Raw genomic sequence first — 21,694 nt, forward strand, 5'->3', positions numbered from 1 at the left:
GCCATGACGTGGTTGGACCAGCTCCCGGATTGCGTCGACGACCTGCGACGCGCCGGTGAGCTCCAGCAGGGTGGCCGGTCCGCCGAGGCGCTGCCGATTCTCGACAAGGTCCTCGAGCTCACCGGCGACCCGTTGACCCGGGCCTATGCGCTGGTCCAGCGCTTCGGGGCGCTCATCAACCTGGGTCGGGTGGCCGAGTTCGCCACCGCCATGACGCTCGCCTCCAACGCCGTCCACGAGAGCTCGGACCCCTATCTGCGCGGCCAGATGCACGCCTTCGCCGCGCTCGGCGCCCATCTGCAGAGCGCCCTGGACCGCGGCGTCACCCACCTCATCCAGGCGGCCCGCGCCCTCGCGGCCGTGACGGACGGCGACGCCGAGACGGCGTGGGGTTGGCACGACCTCGCGATGGCGTATTCGTACCTCGGCTTTCACGGCCACGCGCTCACGGCGATCGAGCAGGCCCGCCAGGTCGGCGCGGCCGGCGGCATGGCGCCGGAGCTCTTCGCCGCCCCCGGCATCCGGCTGCGCAACGCGGTAGCGCTCGACCATCAGGGCGACACCGACGGCTGCCTGCGGGTGCTGCGCGACATCGACGCCGAGCTCACCCGCTACGTCGCGACCGGGGCCGACGCCCGGCTGCGGCCCAGCAGCCGCCCCGTGTACGGCTACGCGCTCGCCCGCCGCGCCGCGCTCGGCGAGAGCACCGACACCGACGTCACGAGCCTGTTCACCGGTGGCGGCGACAGCGTCCGCTCGCGCGACCTGCGCCACCTCGGCGGGGTCTGCCTGGCCATCGCCGCCGGGCGGCCCGCGGAGGCGCTGCACAAGCTCGATGCCGTACCGGTCTCGCAGGAGATTCTCGGGCCCGCCGAGCCGGCCCGACTGCGCAGCATCTGCCACGCCGCGGCCGGTGACCACGAAGCCGCACACCGGGCCGACCGGTACGCCTTCCGCCTCGCCGCCCAGCGCATCGACCGACTCCGCGACGGTTACCTGGACGGGGTCTCGGCCCGCCTCGACGCCCAGGAAACGCATCGCGACGTCGGCCGCTACGGCGACGAGACCCTCACCGACCCGCTCACCGGCCTGCCCAACCGCAGGCAGCTCGAACGCTATGTCGCGGCGATGCTGTCGCGCGGCGAGAGCGCGGCGATCGGCGTCTGCGACCTCATCGGCTTCAGCTCGGTCAACGCCCGCCACGGACGGCACTGCGGCGACCTGGTGCTCCAGCGCGTCGCCGGAATTCTCAACCGGGTCATGCGCCGAGGCGACTTCGTGGCCCGCTTCGCCGGCGACGAGTTCGTGGTGGTCCTGCCCGGCGCCGGCTCCACCCAGGCGGCGGAGGTGTCGCGCCGGATCAGCGCGGCCGCGGCCGGCGAGAACTGGCAGGTCCTCGTCCCCGGCACCCCGATCGGGCTGGCCGCCGGCTGGTCGGAGGTCGGCGCCCAGGCGCACGGTCTGAGCGCCGCGCTCGCCGAGGCGGCGGGCCGACGCTCGCCCGCTTAGCCGTACGCTGCCTGGCATGACGGTCATCGAGCTCGGGCTCATCACGGACGACGGGGATCGCCCGGTCGAGCCGGCTCGCCGGCCGCTGCGCCGTGTCGATCTCCGGCGGCTGCTCGTGGCGGCGGTCGCGGCGCTCTGCTTGCTGACCCTCGCCGGTTCGGCGCTGCCCGTGTCGCACAGCCCCCAGCGGCTCTGGAGCATCGCGTTCCAGGACGGCGGCGAGACCTTCGCCATGGGCTCCGACCAGGTTTACGTGTTGAGCAGCGATACCGGCAAGCTCACCGCGTACGGCGCGCGAGACGGTGAGGTGCGCTGGACGAACAAGCAGCTGATCGGCGTGTCCTGGATGAGCTCGGTGGGGTCCGGGATGGTGCTGATGCCCGGCGCCAACCGGACCGTGGAGATCGACGAGCCGGACGGTGGCCAGTCCTCCTACGAGTTCCCCAGCGAGACCGTCGCTCTCGACGAGGCCACCGGCCGGCAGGTCTGGAAGCTGCCCGGCGAGGCCAACGCCGTCGACAACGAGCGCGTTCTGCTCGTCGAGCGAGCCGACGACGGCGTCGAGATGCGAACCCTGCACGGCGTCAGGCTGCGCGACGGAGCGCGGCTCTGGGCCCTGCCGGGCGCTGGCACGGAAACCCTGGCGGTCGGCAGCACGCTGGACCCGGCGGCCGAGCGCCTGGCCACCGTCAGCAAGCGCGGCGAGGTGAAGGTCTACAACATGGCCGACGGGCGGCTCGTGGCCGGAGCTGTGGTGCCGTGGCTGGGTCAGGACGGGTCGAACGAGTCCTACAGTCAGGTCATCCTGGAAAGCCGCACTTTGTATGTCGAGAGTGTGGAGCGGGGCAAGGGCTCGCTCACGGCGTACGACACCGAGACGATGCGGCGCAAATGGCGCGTCGAGGCACGCTCTTACGGCGGCTTCTACCCCTGCGGCCCGGTGCTGTGCGTCAACGGTCCGGAAGGCACCTCCGGTTACGAGCGGGACACCGGCGCACTGCGCTGGAAAGTCCCCGGGGGGACCAATGGGCTGCCGTTGCCCGGCGGCATGCTCGTCCTCTCGGAGGACGCGTCCGACGGCATCTCCGAGGAACGGGCCAACATCCGAAACACCCTGATCGACAGCGCGACCGGCAAGCACGTCGCCGAGCTGGGCATCGGCACCGTGGTGTGGGACTACTCGAACCCACAGAGCAAGCCCTATCTGCTGGCCCGCGCCTCCCAGCCGGTGGACCGGACGTCCCTCGGTGTGGTCGACCCCACCGGCAAGGTGCAGCTGCTCGGCGTGATGGCGCCCGTCCTGGACGACAGATGTCAGGTCGCGAACGCCCTGCTCGCCTGCGTCACCACCGACGGACGCCTCACGGTCACGGACGTCGGCTGATCTCCGACCCGCCCGCCAGGCGGGCGGCCCGGTCGGCCTCCCCGAGCGCGTCGAGCACCCCGTCGAGCTCGCCACCCAGCGCCAGATCCAGGTTGTACGCGGTGTAGCCGATGCGGTGATCGGTGATCCGGTTCTGCGGGAAGTTGTACGTCCGGATGCGCTCGGACCGGTCCACCGTGCGGACCTGCGCCTTGCGCGCGTCGGAGGCGGCGGCGTCGGCCTCCTCCTGGGCGGCGGCCAGCAGCCGGGCCCGCAGGATCCGCATCGCCTGCTCGCGGTTCTGCAGCTGGCTCTTCTCGTTCTGGCAGCTCACCACGATGCCGGTGGGCAGGTGGGTGATGCGCACGGCCGAGTCGGTGGTGTTGACGGACTGGCCGCCGGGCCCGGACGAGCGGAACACGTCGATCCGGATGTCGCCCGCGTCGATCTGCACGTCGACGTCCTCCGCCTCGGGCAGCACGAGCACGCCGGCCGCGGAGGTGTGGATGCGGCCCTGTGACTCGGTCACCGGCACCCGCTGGACGCGGTGCACGCCGCCCTCCCACTTGAGCCGCGACCAGACCCCGTGGCCGCCCTCGGGCAGGCCCTTCGTCTTGACGGCCACGGAGACGTCCTTGACCCCGCCGAGGTCGGACTCCTGCGCGTCGATGACCTCGACCGTCCAGCCGCGGCGCTCGGCGTACCGGGTGTACATGCGCAGCAGGTCGCCGGCGAACAGCGCCGACTCCTGGCCGCCCTCGCCGGCCTTGATCTCGACGATGACGTCCTTGGCGTCGTGCGGATCCCTCGGGATCAGCATCTCGCCGAGCTTCTCCTCCAGCGGCGGCAGCATGGCGGCGACCGCCTCGACCTCCGAAGCGAACGAGGGGTCCTCGGCGGCCAGCTCCCGGGCCGCGGCCAGGTCGGCACGGGCGGCCTCGAGCTCGGTGTGTGCGGCGTTCAGCGGCGCCAGCTCGGCGAAGCGTCGCCCGACCCGGCGCACCAGGGCCTGGTCGGAGTGGATGGAGGGATCCTCCATCTGCTTTTCGAGCTGCGCGTACTCGTTCAGCAGCGTGGACAGCCGGTCAGTGCTCACGGTTCCCCCTACATACCAACGGCGCCCGGCCCCGCGGGATCGCGGAACCGGGCGCCGTTGCGGCAGTTACTTCTTCTTGCCGGCGTTGATCTTGGCGTACTTCGCCTGGAACTTGGCGACCCGGCCCGCGGTGTCCAGCACGCGCTGCTTGCCCGTGTAGAACGGGTGGCACGCGCTGCAGGTCTCGACGCGGATCTCGGCGCCCTTGGCGGTGCTGCGGGTCGTGAAGGTGCTGCCGCAGGAGCAGACGACCTCGGTCGTCGTGTACTCCGGGTGGATTCCGCTCTTCATGTCTTCTCGGTCTCTCTCGATAAGCGGTCGCCGGGTCGCCGGGTGCTCGGGGCGTGAACCGGAACCTTTTGCTGGCCGATGGACCAGTCTGCCATGTCACAGACCCCAACTGAAAATCAGGAGGCCTGCCCACCCAACTTCGATCAAAAAACCAGGCGAGATGACGGGTCCGTGGTCGATAACGTGAGCGGCCCTCGGAGCATTCCCACCCGGAAAGGAACGTGCCATGACGCTGCTCGCCGACGTCCTCGACCCGGTCGGACTGACCACCGCGGTCGAAAACGGGCACGTACGCAAGCAGCGCCACCCGTCGCGCCCGTACGTGATCTACAACTACACGGAGTCCTGCCAGTACGCCGCCGCATGGACCCCGGTGACCCTCGCGTGCCGCGGTCTCGTGGTGGATCCGACCACCGGCACGGTGCTCGCGCGTCCCCTGCCCAAGTTCTTCAACCACACCGAGGGGCACGCGCCGGCGCTGCGACCGGACGCCCCGGTGGCGGTGACCGACAAGGCGGACGGGTCGCTCGGCATCATCTATCGCGACGGCGACGAGCTCGCGGTGGCGACGCGGGGGTCGTTCGCCTCGGATCAGGCCGTGCACGCGACGCGCCTGCTCCGCACCCGGTACGCGAGCTTCGCACCGCCGGCCGGGTTCACCGTGCTGGTAGAGATCATCTACCCGGAGAACCGGATCGTCGTCGACTACGAAGGCATGGACGACCTGGTGCTGCTCGGCGCCGTCGAGATCGCGACCGGTCGGACGTTCGGCCCCACGGCCGTGCCCGACTGGCCGGGGCCGCGCGTGGACTCGTTCGCTTACGCCACTTTCGCCGAGGCGCTGGCCGCCGAGCCGCGCGACGGACGCGAGGGGCTCGTGGTGCACCTGCTCGACACCGACGAGCGGGTGAAGATCAAGTACGCCGAGTACGTCCGGCTGCACAAGCTCGTGACGGGGCTCACCGCCCGTACGGTATGGGAGGTTCTGGCCTGCGGCGGCGACCTGGACGCGCTGACGGCGCCGCTGCCCGACGAATTCCACGCGTGGGTTCGTGAGGTCGCCACGGCACTGACGGCGGCCGTCGAGGAGATGGCCGCCCAGGTGGAGAAGGAGTTCGCGGCGATCGTGGGCGAGCTTCCCGACGGTTGGGGACGGCGCGAGTTCGCGGCCCAGGCTGTGCGCAGCGGGCACCGGGCCGCGCTGTTCCTGCGCCTCGACGGCAGGGACTACCGTCCCGGCCTGTGGCAGCTCGCCAAGCCGGCCGGCGACGTGACCCCCGGTGGAAACCAGGTGAGTGAGGAATGACCAGACTGCTGATCACGCGGGGACTGCCCGCCTCGGGCAAGACCACGTTCGCGCGCAAGCTCCAGCCCCAGGTCGTCCGGGTCAACCGCGACGACCTGCGGCGGATGCTGCACGGGGAACGGCTCTTCACCCAACGGGCCGAGGCCCAGGTGACCCAGGCCCAGCGAGCGGCCGTCGAGGCGCTGCTGCGCTCGCGGAGCGACGTCATCGTCGACGACACCAACCTGCGGAACAAGACGGTCCGCGAGTGGGCCGAACTCGCCGCGCGCTTCCAGGCGACGTTCGAGGTGCACGACTTCACCGACGTACCCGTCGAGGAATGCGTACGCCGCGACGCCGAGCGCGCGGCGGACGACCGGGTCGGCGAGGCGGCGATCCGCCGCATGCACGAGCGCTACCTGGCCGGCAAGAACCTGCCGCTGCCCGTGCCGTGGGTCGACCCGGGCGGCCCCGGGATCGTCTACGCGCCGGAGGAGGACCTGCCGCCGGTCGTGCTGGTCGACATCGACGGCACGGTCGCGCTGATGCACGACCGCAGCCCCTTCGATTGGTCCCGGGTCGGCTCGGACCTGCCGAACCCGGCCGTCATCGCGGCGGTCCGGGCGATGCACGCGGCCGGCCACGCCGTCGTCTTCTGCTCCGGTCGCGACGCGGTCTGCCGGGCGGAGACCGAGGCCTGGCTGGACCTTTACGTCGGCGTGCCGTACGAAGGACTCTTCATGCGGCCCGAGGGCGATTCGCGTAAGGACGCGATCGTCAAGCGGGAGATCTTCGACGAGGAGATCCGGGACCGCTGGCGGGTCGTCGGCGTCTTCGACGACCGGCAGCAGGTCGTGCGCATGTGGCGTGCCCTGGGGCTGACCGTGTTCCAGGTGGCGGAGGGGGACTTCTGATGAGCGGGCAGGCGGGAAAGTATCCGCGGACCTTCCACCTGCCCGACTCACCCGGAGCCACGGACGACGACAAGGTGCAGCAGGATCTGTCCTGGCTGGACGGTGAGCTTGTCGTGACGGAGAAGCTCGACGGCGGCAACCTCACCTTCACCCGCGACGCCATGTACGCCCGGTCCCTCGACTCCGGCACCCAGCCGTGGGACCGGCCGGCGAAGGCACTGTGGGCGATGACGGCGTACCGGATCCCGGACGACTGGCGGGTCTGCGGCGAGTCCATGTGGGCGCGGCGCAGCATCGCCTACCGGGATCTGCCCGGCGTCTTCATCGTCTTCGGCATCTGGGACGAGACCGGCACGCTGCTCGGCTGGGACGACACGGTCGACTGGGCGCAGCGCCTCGAACTGCCCGTGGTGCCGGTCCTCTACCGCGGCGGCAGCCTGAGCGAGGCGCGCTCGGCATGGGCGCGGCGGCACACGCCCGAGACATCCGAGGGCTTCGTCGTGCGCAGCGCCGGCCGCATCCCGGCCGACGAATTCAGCGTCAAGCTCCTCAAATGGGTACGCGCGGAGCACGTCCGCACGGACGCCTCGTGGCGCCACCGCGACGATTTCGCCGTCAACGAATTCGCCTAGTTCTGCGAATACGGGCACGTGTTCTCTAGTGGGTAGAAATTGGGGCGCAGGTCCATTTCCGCGTAGTAGCGGTGGAAGACCGGCGTGATGCCTCCGGAGATTGGCGGGACGATCCAGGTCCAGTCGGCGGGCACGGGACGGCCCGCTTTCTCCTCGTTGCGCAGGTGGCTCATGAAGCGCTGCGATTCGGTGTGGTGGTCGCTGATCCGTACGCCCGCCTTCTCGAAGGACCACAGCACCGCGCGGTTGAGTTCGACGAGGGCGCGGTCGCGCCACAGGGTGGACTCGCTGCTCATGTCGAGCCCCATGCGCTCCGCCACGGTCGGCAGCATGTTGTAGCGGTCCGCGTCGGCGAAGTTGCGGGCGCCGATCTCGCTGCCCATGTACCAGCCGTTGAAGGGTGCCAGCGGGTAGTTCACGCCGCCGATGGTCAGGCGCATGTTGGAGATGGCCGGAACCGCGTGCCAGCGCAGGCCCAGCTCGGCGAACCAGCCGAATTCGGGGTGGCTGACGGGAACCTCGAGGACCGCGCGTTCCGGGAGTTCGTAGAGGCGTACGGACTCTCCGGGAACTTGCACGGCGAGCGGGAGGATGTCGAACGCGTCGCCCTTGCCCTGCCAGCCGAATCCCTGCATCGCCGCGGTGAAGTCGGCCATCCGCGGGTCGCCCACGACGGCGCCGTCCGTGCGGTAGCCGGCGTAGCGGACGAGTTGCTCGTTCCAGACCTTCGCGTACGGCTGGCCCGGCTGCGCCGCGGCGAAGATGCTGATGACCGGGCGGATCTTGCCACCGTCCCGCTGTGCGCCACCGGCGGCCTGGAGGTGGTGCACGAGCAGGGAGAAGATCTCGTCGGCGGTCCGGGCGCGGCGCCGGTCCAGGACGACCAGGCTGCGCCAGTAGAGCCGGCCGATGCACCGGCTCGAGTTGCGCCAGGCCATCTTGGCGCCATAGGAGAGCTCGTCGGGGGTGTGCACGTAGGTGCCGGTGGCGGCGATCTGCGCGCGAACGATGGCCAGCCGCGGCTCGACCGGGCCGAGCCGCGGATTTTCCAGGTAGCACTGGCGCAGGAATTCCTCCGCCTCGTTCGGATCGACAGGAGCGACGGGGTCCCACCGAGTCGGCGGATTGTCCCGGTAACCAGGCACGATCATCGAGCGCCCCTCCCCCAAATCGAGTAGGTGATACCGGAGGTTCGCACGACCCCTTACGAGACGAATCGCACTCGATGTGCGACAAAGGGGCGGCCACCTTGCGGTGACCGCCCCTTTTCGGGTGCTTTTGACCCTTACTTAACCGACATCGGGAAAATTACTCACTCCCCCGGAGTCGACTTCGCAATTTGCATCAGGAATTCGATGTTCGTCCGGGACTGCTTGAGCCGGTCGAGCAACAGGTCCAACGCCGCCGACGACTCCAGCGAGCTCAGCACCTTGCGCAGCTTGTGGACGATCGCCAGCTCCTCCTTGCCGAGCAGGATCTCTTCCTTGCGGGTGCCGGACGGGTGGATGTCGATGGCCGGGAAGGTCCGCCGGTCGGCGATCTTCCGGTCGAGCTTGAGCTCGGCGTTGCCCGTGCCCTTGAACTCCTCGAAGATGACGGTGTCCATCATCGAGCCCGTCTCCACCAGCGCGGTCGCGAGGATCGTCAGCGAGCCACCGTTCTCGATGTTGCGCGCCGCGCCGAGGAACCGCTTCGGCGGGTAGAGCGCGGTCGAGTCGATACCACCGGACATGATGCGGCCGGAGGCCGGCGCCGCCAGGTTGTACGACCGGCCGAGCCGGGTCACCGAGTCGAGCAGCACGACCACGTCGTGGCCCAGCTCGACCAGGCGCTTGGCCCGCTCGATCGCCAGCTCGGCGACCGTGGTGTGGTCCTGCGGCGGCCGGTCGAACGTGGCCGCGATGACCTCGCCCTTGACCGAGCGCTGCATGTCGGTGACCTCTTCGGGCCGCTCGTCGACCAGCACGACCATCAGGTGGCACTCGGGGTTGTTGTGGGTGATCGCGTTGGCGATCGCCTGCAACACCATCGTCTTACCGGCCTTCGGCGGCGAGACGATCAGGGCACGCTGGCCCTTGCCCAGCGGCATCACCAGGTCGATGACGCGCGTGGTCAGGATGTGCGCCTCGGTCTCCAGCCGCAGCCGCTCCTGCGGATAGAGCGGGGTGAGCTTGTAGAACTCGGGGCGGCGGCGGGCCTCCTCGGGCTCCATCCCGTTGATGGTGTCCAGACGCACCAGCGGGTTGTACTTGTCGCGCCGCTGGTCGCCACCACCACCGTCGCGCGCGGCGGCCCGCACGGCGCCGGTGACGGCGTCGCCACGGCGCAGCCCGTGCTTCTTGACCTGCGACATCGACACATAGACATCGTTGGGGCCAGAGAGGTAACCGGTCGTCCGCACGAACGCGTAGTTGTCGAGGACGTCGAGGATGCCGGCCACCGGCACGAGGACGTCGTCCTCGTTGACGTGCGGCTCGCGGCCGCCGTCCCGGCCGCCGCTCTCGCGACCGCCCTCACGAACGGCTTCCCCGTCGCGGTCCCGACCGCGACGACGGTCCCGGAAGCGGCTGCGCCGGCTGCGCCGGCCACCCTCGCCGTTCTCGTTGTCGTCGTCGTCGTGGCTGTCGTTGCGCGGTCCCCGGTCGTTGCGGTCACCACGGTCGTTACGGTCACCGCGGTCATTGCGGTCGCCGCCCTCGGGGCGCTGCTGGTTGCGCTGCCGGTCGCGGTTGCGATCGCCGCGCTCGGGCCGGTCGGTGCGCTCCGCCCGATCGCCGCTCTCGGCGCTCTCGGTGCGGGTGTCGCCCTGCTCGCGCGGCTCGCGCTCCTGCCGCTCCGGACGCTCCTGGCGGTCGCGCCGGCTGCGGCGGCCCTGCTCGGGCTCGGCCTGCTCGGTGGCGGGAGCCTGCTCGGTCGCCGGAGCGCCGGCCGACTGCCCGGCCGCCGGAGCCGACTGCGCGGCCGTGGGAGCCGACTGCGCGGCCGCGGGGGCCGACTGTGCGGCCGCCGGGGCCTGCTGCCCGGCCGCGGAGGTGGCGGCGGGCGCGCAGGCCGGGGCGGACTCGGTGCGGGCCGGCTCGGCCGCTGGAGCGGCGTTTGCCGATGCCGCTGCGGCACCGTTGCTGCGGCGCGGGCGCGGAGTGTTCTCGGCGGCGGCCGGAGCCCCGCCGCTCTGACGCTCCGAGATCGCGGCGATCAGCTCACCCTTGCGCATCCGGGCGGTGCCGGAGATGCCGAGGGAGGCGGCGAGACTCTGCAACTCGGGCAGCAGCATCGCGGACAGCCCGGTGCCGCCGCGGCGGCGCTTGGTGACAGCCGCGGTGGTGGCGCCGTCGTCAGCGACGTCAGAAACACCCGACGTCACGTCGGTGGTGTCGCTCAATGGATTCCTTCCGTCGAAAAAGCCAAGACCACCCGGGTCTGCAGCAGCCTGGTGGCCGGGTGCCCTCGGAACCCGCTTCGCAACTGCGGGGCGGGAGTTTTGCAGCACGGCAGCTCGACGGTTTCCCGACCCATCGTCCATTGACGGGTAGGTCTCGGCGAGTGCAGCGATCTGATGACCTGCTGCTCGGCGTGTGCCTTGAAAAGAATTGAGACGAGCCAGATCGGCATATGTCTCGGGGGTGCGCGCCGAACCGCAGAGATCGCTTGCTTCGCGGCTGTGCTAGGTCTTGAGCGTAGTCAACTCTGACGACCTGCGGCAACAGGGTCCCGCTCGGCGTGTTCCACCATACTCCCTCTGGCAAGGGCTCCGTCGACATCCACGCTCAACGTCTCGGCGCGCCACGCCGATCCAGGGCTAAAATCGGCCGGAATCGGGCTCAATGCCAGCACGGTCGGCCCCGCCCCACTGACCACGGCAGCCACACCGAGCGACCGCAGCGACGCGACGAGTGAGGCCGTGCCCGGCATCGCCTCGGCCCGGTAATCCTGGTGCAACCGGTCCTCGGTCGCCGGGAAGAGCAGACTGGGGTCGGCGCCGAGCGCGTGCACGAGCAGCGCCGCCCGCCCGGCGTTGAACGCGGCGTCGGAGTGCGGCACGCTCGGCGGCAGCGCCGCCCGCGCCGTCGAGGTCAGGCCGCGTTCCTGCGGAACGAAGATCGTCGGGTGTACGCCCTCAGCGGTGCCCAACCGCACGGCCCGCGCCCCGGAGGCCTCCGTCCAGGCGATGGTGAAGCCACCGAGCAGGCACGGCGCGACGTTGTCGGGGTGCCCCTCCAACTCGGCGGCGATCCGCAACGCGTCGGCGTCGGACAGCTGTCCTTTGGCCAGACCCCGGGCCAGCTGCACGCCACCGACGATCGCGGCGGAGGAGGAGCCGAGCCCACGCGCCTGGGGAATCCGATTGACGCACTCGACGGCGACTCCGCTAGGCCGCCCGCCCAGCTCGTCGAACGTGCGCAGCATCGCCCGCACGACCAGGTGGGACTCGTCGTCCGGCAGATCGCCGGCGCCCTCCCCCGACACGGCGACGGTGAAACGGTCACCGGCCACGCGGGCGGACAGGTCGTCGTGGAGGCTGAGCGCGAGACCCAGCGCGTCGAAGCCCGGGCCGAGGTTGGCGCTGGTGGCCGGGGTCCGCACCCGCACCGGCTCGGAGACGAAGGTCAGGCCCATCGCCACATGCTAGGCCTTGATCAATGACGGCGCGTCACCAGCCGCCCCGACCGAATGCGGGGCTCCGAAACGTCGTACGCCTCCGCTACGGTCGCAGTCATGACTCTCGAGTTCGTGCTGTTGACCATCGCCGGCCACTCGCCGCTGCTGGCCGTGCTGATCGCCGGGCTCGCCCTGCTCTCGGCCCGACGCGCCCGCTTGGGACCACGCAGTGTGACGCTAGCTCGGCTGGGGCTGAGCGTGCTGCTGGTGAGCAAGCTGCTCAGCTTGCTCTGGGACCTCGCGTTCCCGCTGCTCATGTATTCCCCCGTATATCTCGAGCAGCAGGATTACCTGAGGCTGACCAGGGTGGTGAGTATCGTGGTCACCCTTCTGTCGGCAGCCGGCCTCGCTGTGCTCATCGCCGCGGTGCTCGCCCGCGCGCAAGCCGGCGGCGCGCCGACGCCCGGGCCCTTCGGCGCACCGGTGCCGTCGGCGCTGACGCCGGAGAATACCGCTTTCCCGGTTCAGGGTCCGGCCGGTCATCAGCCGCCCACGACCGATCAGTCGACCGACTGGGCCCGTCCTTCGTAGGCGTCCTCCACCGGCGGGGAGGTGTCCGCCAGGGACAGGTTGCGGGTCGCCGCCCGCCAGCCGATCGCGTAGAGCAGCGTGATCAGGCCGCAGGCGATCAGGATGACCCGCGGTTCGACGTGGTCCACAAAGAGGGCCGCACCGAGCTGGCTGACCGAGATCGCCAGCGTCGCCAGCATCATGTCGGTGGCGAAGACCCGTCCGCGAAGCCGGTCCGGCACCTCGCCCTGCAACGCGTAGTTGGACAGCACCCAGTTGGTGCCACCGGCGAAGTGGGCCACGAAGACCAGCGCCAGCACGAGCGGGAACCACGGCGCGAACGCCACGCCGAGGTAGCCGAGGCCATAGAGGCCCATGGAGAGGGCCAGGCCGGGTAGGAGCCAGGAGCGGTGGTCGAGCACCCGCCGCATCACCAGTGGGCCGATCAGAGCGCCGGCCCCGCGCAGGGCGAACAGCAGACCCGTGCCGATAGAGCCCGCCCCGTAGAGGCCGGCGAGCAGCGGGAAGACCGTGAGTACCCCGTTGCCGAGCCCGACCGCCGACTTCACCGTCACCAGCGCCCGGATCCGTGGCCGGCCACCGATGTAACGCAGCGCCTCGATCAGCGCGTGCCAGGCACGGGGCGTCGGGGCCGACGCGTCCCGCGGGGCCTGCAACGGCCGCCTAATCAGGAACGTCAGGACGGCCGCCGCCAGCAGGCCGACCGCGGCCACCCCGAAGCTCACGTACGGCCCGAACGCGCCGCTCACGATGCCGCCCAGGGACGCGCCGACGATCGTCATCGTGCCCCACGCCGAGCCGGCCACCGCGTTGGCCGCGGCGAGGTCCTCGGGATCGACCACGTTCGGCAGCGCCGCCGACGCCGCCGGGGAGTAGAACGCCTTGGCCACGGCGACCGCGCCGATGGCGACGAGGGCGAGCGGGGCGGTGGCCGCCGACTGGACCAGGAACAGCAGCGACGTGGCGACGAGCGCGGCCACGTTGGCGGCGATGAGGATCGTTCGACGGTCGCGGCGGTCGGCGACCGTGCCCGCGTACGGCAACAGCACCGCGGTGATCCCGGTGTCGGCGGCGAGCACGAGCGCGCCCCACACGCCGCTGCCGGTCAGCTCGGGCAGCAACACGAGCAGCGGCACCATGACGAACCAGTCGGCGCCGAAGACGACCAGCTCCGCGGCGAAGAGGCGGCGGAAGTCGCGGTTGCGGGTAAGGACCGAGAGCGGAGTTGCCACGTACGCGAACAGTACCGGCCGCCCCGACGCATGCCGGAGCGGCCAGTACCGCCGCTGGTAAGGGTCCGCGGCCCGACCGGTCACCCGGTCAGGTCCACGAACGGCCGGTCAGTGTGCCGGGTTGCCCGCCGGCGCCTCGTGCGCACCGCCGCTGGAGTCCGGCGTCGCCAGATTTGTCACCGCGACCGGGTCCTCGGGCCCGGCCGCCGCGTGTTTCGGCGCGTCGGGTCGGTCGGCGGCCGGCGGCTGGTCCGACGCCCCGCTGGCCTCGACCGCCTTGCGGGCCCGCCGGCGTTCCCGCCGCTCGCGACCCTTCAACTTGGTGTGCTCCACCATCGTGTAAAGGGTCGGCACCAGCACCAGCGTCAGCAACGTGGAGCTCACCAGGCCACCGATGACGACGACGGCCAGCGGTTGTGAGATGAAGCCGCCCTCTCCGGTCAGCCCCATCGCCATCGGCAGCAGCGCGAAGATGGTCGCGATGGCCGTCATGAGGATCGGGCGCAGCCGGTGCCGGCCGCCCTCGATGACCGCTTCCTGCACACCCATGCCGGCGACCCGGTAATGGTTGATGAGGTCCATCAGCACGATGGCGTTCGTCACCACGATGCCGACCAGCATGAGGACGCCGATCAAGGCCGGCACACCGAGTGGGGTGCCCGTCGCGAGCAGCAACGCGATCGCGCCCGTGGCCGCGAACGGAATCGAGATCAGCAGCAACAGCGGCTGGAGCAGGCTGCGGAACGTCGCCACCATGATGACGAAGACGATCGCGATGGCGGCGAGAACCGCGAGCCCGAGGTCGGCGAACGCCTCGGCCTGCTCCTGGCTGACGCCGCCGATCGTCTTCTTCGCCCCGCCCGGCAGCTTGAGCGCGTCGAGCCGCTTCGTCAGGTCCTTGGTCGTCGCGCCGACGTTGGAGCCGGTGGCGGTGCCCTTGATCGTGGCGCTGCGGTCGCCGTCGATCCGGGTGACCTCCTCCGGACCGTCGACCTCCTTGATGTCCGCGAGGGTGTCCAGCGGCACGGCCTGGCCGGCCGGCGTCGTGATCGGCAGCTTGCGCAGGGCGGCGGCGTCGGCGGGCGGCGCGCCCAGCGTGACAACCACATCCCGGCTCGCCCCGTCGACCGTGATCTGCCCGGCCGGTGCCGAGCGGAACGATCCGGCGACCGCCTGGCCGACGGCGGCCTCGGTCAGGCCACGGCGGGCCGCCTCGGCCCGGTCCACGACCACTTCCAGCCGGGGCACGCTGGCGGCGAGCGAGGTGCTCACGTCGGCGACGTCCTTGGTGCCGGCCATCGCCTGCTCGACCAGCTTGGTCGCCTCGGCGAGGGTCTTCTGGTCGGCGGCCTGCACGACGACCGCGAGCTCGTTGGCGTTGAAGCCGGAGCCGTTGTCACCGCCGACGGTGACCTCGCCGACGTCGGTCATGCCCTTGAACTTCTCGCGCAGCTCGTCGGAGATCTTGACCGCGTCGGCGTCATCCTTGAGGGAGACGTTGAAGCTGGCGCCGCTGGCACCGCCGGAGCCGACGAACGGGTTGAACTCGCCGTTGCCGACGGTCACCTGGTAGGTCTCGACGTCGCCCCGGGCCGCGAGCACGGCCTCCACCTTCTTGGCGGCGTCGTTGGTGACCGCGAGGCTGGTGCCGACCGGCAGGTCCTGGTTGACGGTGATGGTGTCCTGGCCGGACTCGTCGAGGAAGTTGGTCTCGAGCTTGCCGGCCAGCACCATCGTTCCGATCAGCACCACCACGCCGAGCGCCACCGTGACCCAGCGGGTCATCCGGCTGCGGGTGACCCAGCGGATGATCGGCAGGTAGGAGCGCTGCAGCGGGCTGCGGAGCTCCTTCTCCTCGGCGGCGAGACGCACGGCCTCGGACTCGCTGCCGCCGGCCGCGGGGCGCAGGAACCAGTACGCCAGCACGGGCACGACGGTCAACGACACGAACAGCGAGGCCATGAGCGCCACGGTGACGGTGATGGCGAACGGGGCGAACAACTGCCCGACGAAGCCGCCGACGAGGGCGATCGGGGCGAACACCGCGACCGTGGTCAGCGTCGAGGCGGTCACCGCACCGGAGACCTCCTTCACGCCGGACATGATCGCGTGCACCTTCGCTTCGCCGTACCCGAGATGGCGTTTGATGTTCTCGAGCACGACGATCGAGTCGTCCACGACGCGGCCGACCGCGATGGTCAACGCGCCGAGGGTGAGCAGGTTGAGCGAATAGTCGCCGATCCACAGCCCGATGAGCGCGATCAGCACCGACAGCGGGATGGACACCGCGGTGACCAGGGTGGACCGCACCGACAGCAGGAAGACCAGGATGACGATCACGGCCATGACCAGGCCGAGCAGGCCCTCGGTGGTCAGGCTCTCGATGGAGCGCTCGACGAACGGCGCCTGGTCGGTGATGACGGTGAGCTTGGCACCGGAGGCGGTCTGCAGGTCGGCGAGCTTCTCCCGGACCGCGTGCGAGATCGCGACCGCGTTGCCGTCGGGGGCGGCGGTGACCGCCAGGCCCAGACTCTCGACGCCGTCCGTACGGGTGAACGAGGTCGCCGTGGCGAGCTCGCTGGTGACCGTGGCGACCTCGCCGAGCTTGACCGGACCCTTGCTGCCGTTGAGGTAGAGCTCCCGGAGCTGGTCCACCGAGGTGATCGGGGTGCCGACCTGCACGCTCAGCGAGCGACCGTCGGCGGTGAGGGCGCCGGCCGGGACGGAGATGCCGTTGTTCTGCAACAGGGTGGCGATGGCGCGGGGATCGGCGCCGGCGGCGCCCAGCTTGGCGAGGTCGGGCTTGATCAGGATCTGCTCGCTGCGGGTCCCGGTGATCTGCACGTCACGCACGCCGTCGATCGCGTTGAGCTCCGGTACGACGTTGCGCTGCAACCGCTGCGCGAGGTCGGACTGGCCGGAGCCGCCGGTCGCGGCGAGAACGATTGCCGGGATGTCGTCGGTGCCGCCGGCGAAGATCGTCGGCTCGACGTTGTCGGGGAGCGTGGGCTGGATCCGGTTGACCGAGGTCGTGAGCTGGTTGATCGCGTTGTCGAGGTCGGTGCCGAACTCGTACTGGACGAGGATCGTGGCCGAGCCCTCGCGGGTGGTCGACTGGATGGTGTCCAGACCGTCGGCGCCCTTGACCGCGTCCTCGATCGGCTTGGTGACCTGCTCTTCCATGATCTCCGGGCTGGCGCCCGGCAGGACCACGCCGATGAACGCGCCGGGGAATTCCAGCGACGGCAGGAGCTGCTGCTTGAGGGACGGAATGGCGTAGACGCCGAAGCCGGTGATCACCACCGCGATGAGGGCGACCAGCCCCCGGTTAGCGAGACTGAGCCTGGTCAGGAATGACATGTGCTCCCCCGAGAAAGTTCGTCTAAGGCATATAGTTTGCCTGACGCGAACAAATGATTTTCGCCGGGGTCGATGTCCCGCGGCGATCGGCGCACGAGGCGGGAGGTGCGATGGTCGACAACGAACGACTCATCGCCGACATCATGGGCGCCCAACAGCAGCTCCAGCACCTGTTCGCGTACGACCGCTCGGATCCGCTCTTCACGTCCCAGCTCACCATGTCGCAGCTCAAGATTCTGCTGCTTCTCTTCAGATTGGGCGACACGTCGGGCCGCGAGCTGGCCGGGCTGCTCGGGGTGAGCCTGGCGACGCTGAGCGGCATGATCGACCGGCTGGTGGCCCAGGATCTCGTGGCACGCACCGAGGATCCGCACGACCGCCGGGTGCGGCGCATCAGCCTGAGCCCGGCCGGTCAGGCCCTGATGTCGAAGATCATCACCGCGGGCGCGGAGAAGCACGCCAGGCTCTTGCGCAAGCTCACCGACGAAGAGCTGCGCACGGTACGCGACGCCATGCTGGCGATGGTCCGGGTCGCCGCCGAGGACTCCCCCGCGCAGGCTCCCTCAGGCCCGCGGTAGGGGCCGGCGCGGCAGGGGCGGTCAGGCCACGGCGTCCTCGAACGCGGTAGGGGCGGTCAGGCGAGGTCGAGGGCGCGGGCGGCGGCCAGGACGTCGTTGTGGATCGTGGTGGGTGACGGGGCCGTGGAGATGGCCCACTCCGGGTCCTTGAGGCCGTGCCCGGTGACCGTGCAGACCACCGTCGCGCCGGCGGGGATCGCGCCCGCCTCGGCCTGCTGCAGCAGGCCCGCCACGCTGGCCGCGCTGCCCAGCTCGACGAAGACGCCGACCTCGCGGGCCAGCAGCCGGTACGCCGCCAAGATCTCCCGGTCGGTCACCGCCGAGATCAGCCCGCCGGAGGCGTCCCGGGCGTCGAGCGCCTTGGTCCAGCTGGCCGGGTTGCCGATGCGGATCGCGGTGGCGATGGTCGACGGCTCGGGCACCACCTGGCCGGTGACCAGCGGCGCCGCTCCGGCGGCCTGGAAGCCGTACATCTTCGGCAGGACCTTGGAATTTCCCGCCTGGTGGTCTTCGGAGTAGCCCATCCAGTACGCCGCGATGTTGCCCGCGTTGCCCACCGGCAGGCAGTGGATGTCCGGGGCGGTCCCGAGCGCCTCCACGATCTCGAACGCGGCCGTCTTCTGGCCGTGCAGCCGGAAGATGTTGACCGAGTTGACCAGCGACACCGGGTAGTCCTGGGACAACTTCGAGGCGAGCGCGAGACAGTCGTCGAAGTTGCCGTTGACCTGCAACAGCTTGGCGCCGTGCACCAGAGCCTGGGCCAGCTTGCCCAGGGCGATCTTGCCCTGGGGCACGAGCACCGCGCAGGTCAGGCCGGCGCGGGCGGCGAAAGCGGCCGCGGACGCACTGGTGTTGCCGGTGGAGGCGCAGATGATCGCCTTGGAGCCCTCCTCCACCGCCTTGGACACGGCCATGGTCATGCCGCGGTCCTTGAACGAGCCGGTGGGGTTGGCGCCCTCCACCTTGAGGTAGACCTCCGCACCCGTGCGGCGCGACAGCACGGGAGCGGGCACCAGCGGCGTGTTGCCCTCGTGCAGCGTGACCACCGGGGTAGTCGCCGAGACCGGGAGCCGGTCACGGTACGCCTCGATCAGTCCCCGCCACATGGTCTTTCCTCTCCGCCGCAGACTTGCCTAAGGATGCCTCAGTCTGCCGAATGGCGAGACTGCACATCCACTATGCGGGACCGTGGGACACGGCCTCCACGTTGTTACCGTCCGGGTCGCGCACGAACGCGCCGTAGTAGTTCTCGTGATACTCCGGGTGGACCGCCGGCGCGTGCAGCACCTCGGCGCCCGCCTCCACGGCGGCCGCGAAGAACGCGTCGACGGTCGCGCGGTCGGCGGCCTTGAACGCGATGTGCGACTCGCGGAAGCCCTCCCCCGAGTTGTGCTCGCCGATCCAGAAGTCCGGGAAGTCGACGCCGTACCCCATGGCGACCTTGTAGTCCATCATCCGGCGCACGCCCAGCGGAGCGAGCACCCGGTCATAGAAAGCCGCGCTCGCGGCCAGATCCGCACACTGAAAACCGACGTGATCGAGCATGTCAGGCCCCTCCCTCGACACGGAGCACGCTCGCGATCGACCGGACGATGTCGAGCGCGCGCAAATCCTCCACGGTGGCCGCAAGATTAGCGTCGGGCGCGCCGTGCGTGACGATGACGAGCATCGCGTCCTCGTCCCGGCCGGACTGCCGCACGGTCGCGATCGACACCTCGTGCCGGGCGAAGACGCCCGCGACCGTGGCCAGCACACCCTGGCGGTCGGCCACGGCCAGGCTGACGTGGTAACGGGTCACCGCCTCGCCGATCGGTCGGATCGGCAGATGGGCGTACGCGCTCTCGCTCGGCGCGCGGGTTCCCGACAACCGGTTGCGGGCGGCCGCCACCACATCGCCGAGCACGGCGCTGGCGGTGGGGGTGCCCCCGGCTCCCCTGCCATAGAACATGAGCTGCCCCGCGGCCTCGGCTTCGACGAAGACGGCGTTGAACGCGTCGCCGACGCCGGCCAGCGGGTGGCTGCGCGGAATCATCGCCGGATGCACCCGGACGCTGACCGACTCACTCCCCGACGAGTCCGCTCCCCGCTCGGCCAGGCACAGCAGCTTGATCGTGCAGCCCATCTCCTTGGCGCTGGCCATGTCGGCCGCCGTGACGCCGGTCATGCCCTCGCGGAAGACGTCGGCGGCGGTCACCCGGGTGTGGAACGCGAGCGAGGCCAGGATGGCGGCCTTCGCGGCGGCGTCGAAGCCCTCGACGTCGGCGGTCGGGTCGGCCTCGGCGTACCCCAGCTCGGTGGCCTCGTCGAGCGCCTCGCCGAAGCCGGCGCCGGTGGCGTCCATCGACGACAGGATGAAGTTGGTGGTGCCGTTGACGATGCCGGTGACGCGGGTGACCCTGTCCCCGTGCAGCGACTCGCGCAGCGGTCGCAGCAGCGGGATCGCGCCCGCCACGGACGCCTCGTAGTAGAGGTCGGCGCCGCCCTCGGCCGCCGCGTCGTGCAGCGTAGCGCCGTCCTCGGCGAGCAGCGCCTTGTTGGCTGTCACCACGCTCTTGCCGCCGCGCAGCGCCTCGGTCAGCCAGGAGCGGGCCGGCTCGATGCCGCCGACGACCTCGATCACCACGTCGACGTCGTCGCGCTTGACCAGGCCCAGCGCATCGGTAGTGAACAGCGCCGGGTCGACGGGCAGCTCGCCGCGCTCGCGGCCCAGCCGGCGCACCGCGATGCCGACGAGCTCGAGCGGCGCCCCGATCCGGGCCGTCAGATCCTCGGCTTGGGCGTGCAGGAGACGGACGACCTCGCTGCCCACCGTGCCGCAGCCGAGCAGGGCCAGACGAACCGCAGGCTTACCAGAACTCATCCCACATCCAATGCGAGCAGATCTTCTTCGGTCTCCCGGCGGACGATCACCCGCGAGGCACCGTCACGGACGGCGACCACCGGCGGGCGGGGCACATGGTTGTAGTTGCTCGCCATGCTCCGGCAGTACGCCCCCGTGCCGGGCACCGCAACAAGATCTCCGGGCTGCACGTCGGCGGGCAGGAATTCATCCTTCACGACGATGTCCCCGGATTCACAATGCTTTCCCACGACGCGGGCGAGCATCGGCGGCGCCTGGGAGGCCCGGCCGGCGACGGTGGCGGAGTACGAGGCGTCGTAGAGGGCTGTCCGGATGTTGTCGCTCATCCCGCCGTCCACGCTGACGTACGTGCGGATGCCGTCGACGTCCTTGACCGTGCCCACCTCGTACAGGGTGAAAACGGCCGGTCCCACGATGGCCCGGCCCGGCTCGATGGAGAGCTTGGGCCGCCGCAGCTTCTCGGCCGCGCACTCGGCGTCGACGATCTTGTTGATCCGCTTGGCGAGCTCGCCGGCCGTCGACGGATCGTCCTGCGTCGTGTAGGCGATGCCGAACCCGCCGCCGAGGTCCAGCTCGGGCAGCTCGACACCGCGCGCGTCGCGGATCTGCGCCTGCAACTCGAGCACCCGCCGGGTGGCGACCTCGAAGCCGGAGGTGTCGAAGATCTGCGAGCCGATGTGCGAATGCAGGCCGCGCAGATCGAGCACGCCCTCGTCGAGCACCCGGACCGCCGCCTCGAACGCGGCACCGCCGGCCAGCGAGAAGCCGAACTTCTGGTCCTCGTGCGCGGTCGCGATGAACTCGTGGGTGTGCGCCTCGACGCCGACCGTCACGCGGATGAGCACGGCCGGCCGCTTGCCGGTCTCGCGAGCCAGCTCGGTGAGCCGCTCGATCTCCTGGAACGAGTCCAGGATGATCCGGCCCACGCCGGCCTCCAGCGCGCGGCGCAGCTCGGACAGCGACTTGTTGTTGCCGTGGAAGCCGATGCGCTCGGCCGGGAAGCCGACGGACAACGCGACCGCCAGCTCACCACCGGAGCACACGTCGAGGAAGAGGCCCTCCTCGTCGATCACCTTGACCACGGCCTTGCACAGGAACGACTTGCCCGCGTAGTAGACGTCCGCGCCGGCGAACGCGGCCGCGAAGTCGCGGCAGCGCGCCCGCAGGTCGGCCTCGTCGAGAAGGTACGCCGGGGTGCCGTGCTCCGCCGCCAGGTCGAGCACGCTCACGCCGCCGACCTCGAGAGCGCCTTCTTCGGTACGGGTGACCGTGCGCGGCCACAGCTGCGGCACCAGCGCGTTCACGTCCTCGGGCATCCGCAGCCACGCCGGCCCCCGGTTGCCCATCTCGCCGTGCAGCGCCCCGGCCTCGTGTGCCCGCATGA

General features: G+C 70.6%; 18 protein-coding genes. 7 read left to right on the forward strand and 11 right to left on the reverse strand.

What is annotated here, in order from left to right:
- The first annotated feature begins 3 nt into the window (after nucleotides 1-3).
- Together AB0M36_RS08680 and AB0M36_RS08685 are read left to right on the forward strand one after the other, a co-directional pair.
- Nucleotides 4-1,509, forward strand: a complete 1,506-nt coding sequence (locus AB0M36_RS08680) for a GGDEF domain-containing protein (RefSeq protein ID WP_364154483.1) — start codon at nucleotides 4-6, stop codon at nucleotides 1,507-1,509.
- Nucleotides 1,510-1,525: 16 nt separating this feature from the next.
- Entirely contained in the window at nucleotides 1,526-2,893 is a 1,368-nt protein-coding gene (locus tag AB0M36_RS08685) for a PQQ-binding-like beta-propeller repeat protein (protein ID WP_364154486.1), read from the forward strand.
- On the opposite strand, the gene prfA is transcribed toward AB0M36_RS08685, so the two are convergent.
- Complete coding sequence (gene prfA, locus AB0M36_RS08690) at nucleotides 2,877-3,968, reverse strand: peptide chain release factor 1 (RefSeq protein WP_364154488.1); 1,092 nt, start codon at nucleotides 3,966-3,968, stop codon at nucleotides 2,877-2,879. The two genes, AB0M36_RS08685 and prfA, sit on opposite strands and share 17 nt — an antisense overlap.
- Nucleotides 3,969-4,034: 66 nt before the next feature.
- The gene (gene rpmE, locus AB0M36_RS08695) at nucleotides 4,035-4,259 is read right to left on the reverse strand and encodes a 50S ribosomal protein L31 (RefSeq protein ID WP_364154491.1); all 225 of its coding nucleotides are present in this window, start codon (nucleotides 4,257-4,259) and stop codon (nucleotides 4,035-4,037) included.
- 226 nt (nucleotides 4,260-4,485) lie between these two features.
- Here rpmE and AB0M36_RS08700 point away from each other — a divergent pair, with 226 nt between their 5' ends.
- From AB0M36_RS08700 to AB0M36_RS08710, 3 genes are read left to right on the forward strand one after another with little or no spacing between them, the layout of a single operon-like run.
- Nucleotides 4,486-5,565, forward strand: coding sequence for an RNA ligase (locus AB0M36_RS08700; protein WP_364154493.1), 1,080 nt, complete (start codon nucleotides 4,486-4,488; stop codon nucleotides 5,563-5,565).
- The gene (locus tag AB0M36_RS08705) at nucleotides 5,562-6,458 is read left to right on the forward strand and encodes an AAA family ATPase (RefSeq protein ID WP_364154496.1); all 897 of its coding nucleotides are present in this window, start codon (nucleotides 5,562-5,564) and stop codon (nucleotides 6,456-6,458) included. Before AB0M36_RS08700 ends, AB0M36_RS08705 begins: the two co-directional genes overlap by 4 nt.
- The gene (locus tag AB0M36_RS08710) at nucleotides 6,458-7,090 is read left to right on the forward strand and encodes an RNA ligase family protein (protein ID WP_364154497.1); all 633 of its coding nucleotides are present in this window, start codon (nucleotides 6,458-6,460) and stop codon (nucleotides 7,088-7,090) included. The genes AB0M36_RS08705 and AB0M36_RS08710 overlap by 1 nt, the downstream gene beginning before the upstream one ends.
- Here the strand turns inward: AB0M36_RS08710 and AB0M36_RS08715 are convergent.
- The 3 genes from AB0M36_RS08715 to thrB form a co-directional block, all read right to left on the reverse strand.
- On the reverse strand, nucleotides 7,087-8,241 hold the full coding sequence (locus tag AB0M36_RS08715) for a nitric oxide synthase oxygenase (protein ID WP_364154500.1): 1,155 nt from the start codon (nucleotides 8,239-8,241) through the stop codon (nucleotides 7,087-7,089). The two genes, AB0M36_RS08710 and AB0M36_RS08715, sit on opposite strands and share 4 nt — an antisense overlap.
- Before the next feature lie 161 nt (nucleotides 8,242-8,402).
- Nucleotides 8,403-10,472, reverse strand: coding sequence for a transcription termination factor Rho (rho, locus tag AB0M36_RS08720; protein ID WP_364154502.1), 2,070 nt, complete (start codon nucleotides 10,470-10,472; stop codon nucleotides 8,403-8,405).
- A 299-nt stretch (nucleotides 10,473-10,771) separates the two neighbouring features.
- Nucleotides 10,772-11,707 (reverse strand): homoserine kinase, encoded by a 936-nt coding sequence (thrB, locus tag AB0M36_RS08725; protein WP_364154505.1) that lies wholly within the window; start codon nucleotides 11,705-11,707, stop codon nucleotides 10,772-10,774.
- 99 nt (nucleotides 11,708-11,806) lie between these two features.
- Here thrB and AB0M36_RS08730 point away from each other — a divergent pair, with 99 nt between their 5' ends.
- A complete protein-coding gene (locus AB0M36_RS08730; RefSeq protein ID WP_364154508.1) occupies nucleotides 11,807-12,280 on the forward strand; it encodes a hypothetical protein in 474 nt (157 codons plus the stop codon).
- On the opposite strand, the gene AB0M36_RS08735 is transcribed toward AB0M36_RS08730, so the two are convergent.
- Nucleotides 12,250-13,512: an MFS transporter gene (locus AB0M36_RS08735; RefSeq protein ID WP_364154510.1), complete on the reverse strand. Its 1,263-nt coding sequence runs from the start codon at nucleotides 13,510-13,512 to the stop codon at nucleotides 12,250-12,252. The two genes, AB0M36_RS08730 and AB0M36_RS08735, sit on opposite strands and share 31 nt — an antisense overlap.
- A gap of 108 nt (nucleotides 13,513-13,620) precedes the next feature.
- Nucleotides 13,621-16,872, reverse strand: coding sequence for an efflux RND transporter permease subunit (locus AB0M36_RS08740; RefSeq protein WP_364154513.1), 3,252 nt, complete (start codon nucleotides 16,870-16,872; stop codon nucleotides 13,621-13,623).
- Between the two features lie 110 nt (nucleotides 16,873-16,982).
- Here AB0M36_RS08740 and AB0M36_RS08745 point away from each other — a divergent pair, with 110 nt between their 5' ends.
- Complete coding sequence (locus AB0M36_RS08745; RefSeq protein WP_364154515.1) at nucleotides 16,983-17,450, forward strand: MarR family transcriptional regulator; 468 nt, start codon at nucleotides 16,983-16,985, stop codon at nucleotides 17,448-17,450.
- A gap of 56 nt (nucleotides 17,451-17,506) precedes the next feature.
- Here the strand turns inward: AB0M36_RS08745 and thrC are convergent, their stop codons facing one another.
- The 4 genes from thrC to lysA form a co-directional block, all read right to left on the reverse strand.
- Nucleotides 17,507-18,556 carry a threonine synthase gene (gene thrC, locus AB0M36_RS08750; protein ID WP_364154518.1) on the reverse strand — a complete coding sequence of 350 codons (1,050 nt, stop codon included), beginning with the start codon at nucleotides 18,554-18,556 and terminating at the stop codon, nucleotides 17,507-17,509.
- A gap of 70 nt (nucleotides 18,557-18,626) precedes the next feature.
- Nucleotides 18,627-18,995, reverse strand: a complete 369-nt coding sequence (locus AB0M36_RS08755) for a VOC family protein (protein WP_364154520.1) — start codon at nucleotides 18,993-18,995, stop codon at nucleotides 18,627-18,629.
- Between the two features lies 1 nt (nucleotide 18,996).
- Nucleotides 18,997-20,310 carry a homoserine dehydrogenase gene (locus tag AB0M36_RS08760; RefSeq protein ID WP_364154523.1) on the reverse strand — a complete coding sequence of 438 codons (1,314 nt, stop codon included), beginning with the start codon at nucleotides 20,308-20,310 and terminating at the stop codon, nucleotides 18,997-18,999.
- Entirely contained in the window at nucleotides 20,307-21,692 is a 1,386-nt protein-coding gene (lysA, locus tag AB0M36_RS08765; RefSeq protein ID WP_364154525.1) for a diaminopimelate decarboxylase, read from the reverse strand. Before lysA ends, AB0M36_RS08760 begins: the two co-directional genes overlap by 4 nt.
- Nucleotides 21,693-21,694 lie beyond the last annotated feature (2 nt).

The sequence above is a fragment of the Actinoplanes sp. NPDC051346 genome, from assembly GCF_040682215.1.
In the GTDB taxonomy this organism is placed as follows: domain Bacteria; phylum Actinomycetota; class Actinomycetes; order Mycobacteriales; family Micromonosporaceae; genus Actinoplanes.

Excerpts from the sequence above, each read along its gene's own strand:
- AB0M36_RS08680 (WP_364154483.1), top strand. The coding sequence starts at position 4 with ATGACGTGGTTGGACCAGCTCCCGGATTGCGTCGACGACCTGCGACGC.
- AB0M36_RS08685 (WP_364154486.1), top strand. The coding sequence starts at position 1,526 with ATGACGGTCATCGAGCTCGGGCTCATCACGGACGACGGGGATCGCCCG.
- rpmE (WP_364154491.1), bottom strand. The coding sequence starts at position 4,259 with ATGAAGAGCGGAATCCACCCGGAGTACACGACGACCGAGGTCGTCTGC.
- AB0M36_RS08700 (WP_364154493.1), top strand. The coding sequence starts at position 4,486 with ATGACGCTGCTCGCCGACGTCCTCGACCCGGTCGGACTGACCACCGCG.
- AB0M36_RS08705 (WP_364154496.1), top strand. The coding sequence starts at position 5,562 with ATGACCAGACTGCTGATCACGCGGGGACTGCCCGCCTCGGGCAAGACC.
- AB0M36_RS08710 (WP_364154497.1), top strand. The coding sequence starts at position 6,458 with ATGAGCGGGCAGGCGGGAAAGTATCCGCGGACCTTCCACCTGCCCGAC.
- AB0M36_RS08715 (WP_364154500.1), bottom strand. The coding sequence starts at position 8,241 with ATGATCGTGCCTGGTTACCGGGACAATCCGCCGACTCGGTGGGACCCC.
- thrB (WP_364154505.1), bottom strand. The coding sequence starts at position 11,707 with ATGGGCCTGACCTTCGTCTCCGAGCCGGTGCGGGTGCGGACCCCGGCC.
- AB0M36_RS08730 (WP_364154508.1), top strand. The coding sequence starts at position 11,807 with ATGACTCTCGAGTTCGTGCTGTTGACCATCGCCGGCCACTCGCCGCTG.
- AB0M36_RS08740 (WP_364154513.1), bottom strand. The coding sequence starts at position 16,872 with ATGTCATTCCTGACCAGGCTCAGTCTCGCTAACCGGGGGCTGGTCGCC.
- AB0M36_RS08745 (WP_364154515.1), top strand. The coding sequence starts at position 16,983 with ATGGTCGACAACGAACGACTCATCGCCGACATCATGGGCGCCCAACAG.
- thrC (WP_364154518.1), bottom strand. The coding sequence starts at position 18,556 with ATGTGGCGGGGACTGATCGAGGCGTACCGTGACCGGCTCCCGGTCTCG.
- AB0M36_RS08755 (WP_364154520.1), bottom strand. The coding sequence starts at position 18,995 with ATGCTCGATCACGTCGGTTTTCAGTGTGCGGATCTGGCCGCGAGCGCG.
- AB0M36_RS08760 (WP_364154523.1), bottom strand. The coding sequence starts at position 20,310 with ATGAGTTCTGGTAAGCCTGCGGTTCGTCTGGCCCTGCTCGGCTGCGGC.
- lysA (WP_364154525.1), bottom strand. The coding sequence starts at position 21,692 with ATGCGGGCACACGAGGCCGGGGCGCTGCACGGCGAGATGGGCAACCGG.